Genomic DNA, 5857 nt, shown 5'->3' with positions numbered 1-5857 from the left:
GGGAAGGGGGCAGGGGGCTTCGATCCACCCTCATCCCCGCGAACGCGGGGGCCATTGAACGGCCAGCACTGCCGTTGCTCGGCGGCACCGGCAGCCACGTCCATGCACCGTCCGGCCGGCCGCCGGCTTTCGGCGAACGCTGCCGTATAACTGTCGTCACAGCTATGCGACAATCCGCGCGCTTTTTCACATGAACCCCGCTTTCATCGCCAGGCAGCACGGGCTCCAGGCCCGGGCGCTGCTCCTGCGCTGTGCCCAACGGGTCGGCCATGACGCCGGCCGGCGGGCCTTGCGAACGCTCCAGACGGGTATCCGACCGGTACCCGGCGACATTCGAAAGCTGCACACATCTGACAGGTAGCCCCCTTGATCTCCACCGCCAACATCACCATGCAGTTCGGCCCCAAGCCGCTGTTCGAGAACGTTTCCGTCAAGTTCGGCAACGGCAACCGCTACGGCCTGATCGGCGCCAACGGCTGCGGCAAGTCGACCTTCATGAAGATCCTCGGCGGTGATCTGGAGCCTTCCGGCGGCCAGGTGATGCTGGAGCCGAACGTACGCCTGGGCAAACTGCGCCAGGACCAGTTCGCCTATGAGAACTTCAGCGTCATCGACACCGTGATCATGGGCCACGAGGAACTGTGGCGGGTGAAGGCCGAGCGCGACCGCATCTACTCCCTACCGGAGATGAGCGAGGAAGACGGCATGGCCGTGGCTGAGCTTGAGACCGAGTTCGCCGAGATGGACGGCTACACCGCCGAATCCCGTGCCGGCGAACTGCTGCTCGGCCTGGGCATCCCGCTGGCCCAGCACTTCGGCCCGATGAGCGAAGTGGCGCCCGGCTGGAAACTGCGCGTGCTGCTGGCCCAGGCGCTGTTCTCGGACCCGGAAGTGCTGCTGCTGGACGAGCCGACCAACCACCTGGACATCAACACCATCCGCTGGCTGGAAAACGTCCTCACGGCGCGTAACAGCACCATGATCATCATTTCCCACGACCGTCACTTCCTCAACAGCGTGTGCACCCACATGGCTGACCTGGATTACGGCGAGCTGCGCCTGTTCCCGGGCAACTACGACGAGTACATGACCGCGGCGACCCAGTCGCGCGAGCAACTCCTGGCCGACAACGCCAAGAAGAAGGCGCAGATCGCCGAGCTGCAGACCTTCGTCAGCCGCTTCTCCGCCAACGCCTCGAAAGCCAAGCAGGCCACCTCCCGCGCCAAGCAGATCGACAAGATCCAGCTGGCCGAGGTCAAGCCGTCCAGCCGCGTCAGCCCCTTCATCCGCTTCGAGCAGCACAAGAAGCTGCACCGCCAGGCGGTCACCGTGGAGAAGCTGGCCAAGGGCTTCGAAGGCAAGCAGCTGTTCAAGGGCCTGGACCTGCAGATCGAGGCGGGCGAGCGCGTCGCCATCATCGGCCCCAACGGCATCGGCAAGACCACCCTGCTGCGCACCCTGGTGGGCGAGATGACCCCGGACGCCGGCAGCGTGAAATGGACCGAGAGCGCCGAACTCGGCTACTACGCCCAGGACCACGCCCATGACTTCGAAGACGACGTCACCCTGTTCGACTGGATGGGCCAGTGGACCCAGGGCGGCGAGCAGCTGGTGCGCGGCACCCTCGGCCGCATGCTGTTCTCCAACGACGAGATCCTCAAGTCGGTGAAGGTGATCTCCGGTGGCGAGCAGGGCCGCATGCTGTTCGGCAAGCTGATCCTGAAGAAGCCCAACGTGCTGGTCATGGACGAACCCACCAACCACCTGGACATGGAGTCCATCGAGGCGCTCAACCTGGCGCTGGAGAACTACCCGGGCACGCTGATCTTCGTCAGCCACGACCGCGAGTTCGTCGGCTCCCTGGCCACCCGCATCATCGAGCTCTCGGAGAACGGCGTGACCGACTTCAGCGGCACCTACGACGACTACCTGCGCAGCCAGGGCGTGATCGTCTGACGCGCCCCCCCGGCGCCCCGAGAAAGCCCCGCCGATGCGGGGCTTTTTTCTGCCTGCGGGCCGCCCGGCCGGGGCCGCCGAACTTGATCGGGCGGACGGGATGCCGGAAAGTACGACCCCCGGCCGACCCTGCCCCGCGACGGGTCGGCACCCTCGAACCGACCGGCGCACGCCGCAAACCCCGTGAGGAAAGCATGCACAAAGCGCTCGCGATACTTCTCCTGGCCTCCCCCCTGGCCTTCGCCGATTCCGCCCAGCCCCGCCACGACTGCAACAAGCCCGAGGTGCCCAAGCAGTTCCGCGACGAAGCGCACCGCGACCAGTTCAGCCGCGACGTGGACAGCTACAGCAAGTGCATCAGCGCCTTCGTCACCGAGCAGAACGAAGCCGTGCGCAAGCACCGCGAGGCCGCGCTGAAGGCCACCGAGGAATGGAACGCCTTCGCCAACTCGATGAAGTGAGGCGGTGGATGCGAAAAGCCCGGCCAGGTGCCGGGCTTTTTCGTTTCAGGCGGGGCGGGCAGGGGCTCAGTCCCTGAAGAACACCTGCACCAGGTGGTAGCCGAACTGGCTCTTCACCGGGCCGTGGATGGTGCGCACCGGCTTCTTGAAGATCACCTGGTCGATCACCCGCACCATCTGCCCGGGGCGCACCTCGCCCAGGTCGCCGCCGCGCTTGCCGGAAGGGCAGATGGAATGCTTCTTCGCCAGCACGGCGAAGTCCTCGCCCTTGGCCAGGCGCTGCTTGATCTGTTCGGCTTCCGCCTCGGTCTTGACCAGGATGTGGCGGGCAAGGGCCTTGGCCATGGGATTTCCTCGTGGTTTGTGGAGCCGTTCATTGTGCCAGCGCGCGGTGCGCCCATACAGTTCATCGGTTGCGCGCTCGCGCGCAGGAAGCCGGGCGAAATTCGCCTACCGTTATTCGAAATGCCCTTTGGACGTTCGCCCCATGGATCTCCCCTCGATGCTCAAGGTCCTGGCCTCCCAGGATGGCTCGGACCTTTATCTCTCCACCGGTGCGCCGCCCTGTGCCAAGTTCAACGGCGTACTCAAGCCGCTGGGCACCGACCCGCTCAAGCCGGGCGACGTGGCGCGCATCGCCGAATCGATCATGGACCCGGAGCAGCGCGGCGAATTCGACCGCGAGCTGGAGATGAACCTGGCCATCTCCCTGCCCAACATCGGCCGCTTCCGCATCAACATCTTCAAGCAACGCAACGAGGTCTCCATCGTCGCGCGCAACATCAAGCTGGATATCCCCAAGTTCGAGGACCTCAAGCTCCCCGAGGTGCTGCTCAAGGTGGTGATGGAAAAGCGCGGCCTGGTGCTCTTCGTCGGTGGCACCGGCTCCGGCAAGTCCACCTCCCTGGCCGCGCTGATCGACTACCGCAACCGCAACAGCGGCGGGCACATCATCACCATCGAGGACCCGGTGGAGTACGTGCACCGGCACAAGAAATCCATCATCAACCAGCGTGAGGTGGGGGTGGACACCCGCAGCTTCCACGCCGCCCTGAAGAACACCCTGCGCCAGGCGCCGGACGTGATCCTGATCGGCGAGATCCGCGACCGCGAGACCATGGAACACGCCCTGGCCTTCGCCGACACCGGTCACCTGGCCATCTCCACCCTGCATGCCAACAACGCCAACCAGGCGCTGGACCGCATCATCAACTTCTTCCCCGAGGAGCGCCGGCCGCAGCTGCTCAACGACCTGGGCAACAACCTCAAGGCCTTCGTTTCCCAGCGCCTGGTGCGCACCTCCGACGGCAAGCGCCGCGCGGCGGTGGAAGTGCTGCTGGGCACCGCCACCATCAGCGACCTGATCAAGCGCGGCGACTTCAGCTCGATCAAGGAAATCATGGAGAAATCCAAGGCCCTGGGCATGCAGACCTTCGACCAGGCGCTGTTCGACCTGGTGATCGAGGGCTCGATCCAGGAAGAGGAAGCGATCAAGAACGCCGACTCGGCCAACAACCTGCGCTTGAAGCTCAAGCTGCACCGCGACGGCCCCGGCACCCGGCCCGCCGCCGCTGCACCCACCCCGCCGCCCGCACCGACGCCCCAGGCCACGCCGACCCAGGATGCCGCCAGCTGGGGCCTGGAGCTCAAGCTCGAAGACCTGCCCGAGGACGAGCCGCCACCGGAAGACCCGGGCAAGCACTACTGAACCTGCCGCCAGCGCGTAGGGCGGGTGAAACCCGCGCTGCACCTCAACAATCGTGTCGGGTTGCACCCGACCTACGGAGCCTGTCGTTCCAGCAGCGGCTGGGCATCCTTCAGATACCGCGCCTGGATGCGCCTGAGGCTGCCGTCCGCACGCAGGGCGTCGATGGCCTTGCGCAGGTCGTCCACCAGCTGCGGGTCGCAGGCCAGGGAGCAGGCGAGGTAGAGGTCGGTGGCCGCCAGGGGCGGGCTCATGCGCAGGCGCTGGTGCGAGACCTTGGGCCAGATGTAGAGCGCCTCGGGGACGCCGGTGAACCAGGCGTCGATGCGCCCCATCTCCAGCAGCTGCGCAGGCTTGTCGCCCAGCACCAGGGAGCGTATCTGCCCGCTGTCGAAGCCTTCGCGGCGGAGGATCTCGTTCTGCGCGGTGCCCAGGCCGACGCCGATCTGGCGGTAGCGGGCGCGGGCTTCGGCGAAATCCTTGACCGGCTCGTCGAGGCTGAAGAAGGCTCGTTGCAACTCCATGATCGGTGCGATCCAGGTGTAGGAGGCCTCGCGATCCGGCGTGCGCGACAGCGGGATGACGAGGATGTCGCGGCCTTCTATGGTGCGCTTCTGCGCCCGTGCCCAGGGCGCGACGAGGATGCGTACCTGGTAGCCGGCGCGCTTGAGCGCCAGCAGGGTGGCGTCGCCGACGATGCCGTGGCTGTTGCCGGCCTCCAGCATCGTCAATGGGGGCGCATCGGGCAGGTACAGGTCGACCTTCAGCGGCCGGGCGGAAGCCTGGAGGGCACAGCAGAGCAGGGCGGCGAGGCACAGGGTTCTGGCGAGCACGGCAGGGTCCGTTTCAGGGCGACGCCTGGAGTATAGGAGAGGCCGTCGCCGGCTCGGGGCGGCCTGCCGGAGGGGTCACTCCACCTTCTCGTAGCCGGCCAGGGCCTGGGTCACGCTGGCGTCGTCCTTGTAGCGCTGGCGCAGGGCGTCGAGCTGGGCGTCGATGCCGGTGCACAGCTCCTCCACCGCCTGGGCGAGCTCCTTGGCCCGCTCTGCGTCGTAGGGTTCCTCGCCGAGGAAGTGTTCGCAGTTGGCGTAGCGGTCGGCGAATGCGGTCACGTCCTCGGGCTGGCCGCTGGCGGCCGGTTCGGGCTGGTCGTCGCCTTCACTGCGCGAGGGGGCGGCGTCCAGGCGGTTTTCATCCACCCAGCCGCTGAAGTCCTCGCCCTTGGCGTTGATGTACATCACCTGCATCCAGCCGTTCTCGGCGGCGTAGATGGTCACCCCGTCGCCGGGGATGATGAACAGCCCGGGGATGGCGCAGGCCTTGTCCGGTGCGCTGTGAAAGTGCAGCCGGCCTTCGCCCTTCACCGTGCCCCACCAGGGCGGATGGAAGCCCACGGCCTCGTTGGCCTTGGCGGCCAGGGCTTCGCAGTCGGCGCTGGCGGTCGGCTGGTCCTCCAGCCATTGCACGTCCTGCATCAGCAGCGGGGCGTAGTGGAAGGCGGTCTCGGCGGAGAACAGGTGGCCGGCGAGGGTCACCTGCTGCCCCAGGTGCGGTTCGAGCTTCTTGTAGCCGGCCTCGTCCAGCACCAGTTGCACCAGGCGCACGTCCTGCTCGGCGCCCATGTCCGTCTCGTAATCGTTGCCCTTCACGCAGGCGGGCTCGGCCAGCACCAGGTAGAAGCCGGTGCGCGCCTGCGTGAAGGGCAACGATTACGAGACGGACATGGGCGCCGAGC

Annotated in this window: 6 protein-coding genes; 3 read left to right on the top strand and 3 right to left on the bottom strand. The window is 66.7% G+C overall.

Annotation, left to right across the window (positions count from 1 at the left end):
• The first annotated feature begins 366 nt into the window (after positions 1-366).
• Both DMX10_RS31740 and DMX10_RS31735 read left to right on the top strand, forming a co-directional pair.
• Entirely contained in the window at positions 367-1956 is a 1590-nt protein-coding gene (locus DMX10_RS31740) for an ABC-F family ATPase (protein WP_111264820.1), read from the top strand.
• Positions 1957-2150: 194 nt separating this feature from the next.
• On the top strand, positions 2151-2417 hold the full coding sequence (locus DMX10_RS31735; RefSeq protein WP_111264819.1) for a hypothetical protein: 267 nt from the start codon (positions 2151-2153) through the stop codon (positions 2415-2417).
• A gap of 66 nt (positions 2418-2483) precedes the next feature.
• Here DMX10_RS31735 and DMX10_RS31730 read toward each other — a convergent pair whose 3' ends face one another.
• Positions 2484-2762: a peptidylprolyl isomerase gene (locus DMX10_RS31730; RefSeq protein WP_044409048.1), complete on the bottom strand. Its 279-nt coding sequence runs from the start codon at positions 2760-2762 to the stop codon at positions 2484-2486.
• A 142-nt stretch (positions 2763-2904) separates the two neighbouring features.
• Between DMX10_RS31730 and DMX10_RS31725 the strand changes: the two genes are divergently transcribed.
• Positions 2905-4125, top strand: a complete 1221-nt coding sequence (locus DMX10_RS31725) for a PilT/PilU family type 4a pilus ATPase (protein ID WP_178083037.1) — start codon at positions 2905-2907, stop codon at positions 4123-4125.
• 71 nt (positions 4126-4196) lie between these two features.
• Here the strand turns inward: DMX10_RS31725 and DMX10_RS31720 are convergent, their stop codons facing one another.
• Both DMX10_RS31720 and DMX10_RS31715 read right to left on the bottom strand, forming a co-directional pair.
• The gene (locus tag DMX10_RS31720; protein WP_256604894.1) at positions 4197-4955 is read right to left on the bottom strand and encodes an ABC transporter substrate-binding protein; all 759 of its coding nucleotides are present in this window, start codon (positions 4953-4955) and stop codon (positions 4197-4199) included.
• Positions 4956-5030: 75 nt separating this feature from the next.
• Entirely contained in the window at positions 5031-5828 is a 798-nt protein-coding gene (locus DMX10_RS31715) for a DUF4431 domain-containing protein (protein ID WP_111264817.1), read from the bottom strand.
• Positions 5829-5857 lie beyond the last annotated feature (29 nt).

Origin of the sequence: Pseudomonas sp. 57B-090624 (assembly GCF_003234055.1) — a bacterium.
Classification (GTDB): domain Bacteria; phylum Pseudomonadota; class Gammaproteobacteria; order Pseudomonadales; family Pseudomonadaceae; genus Metapseudomonas; species Metapseudomonas tohonis.
Note: the sequence above shows the minus strand (reverse complement) of the source record. Positions and strands in the feature narration are given on the sequence as shown.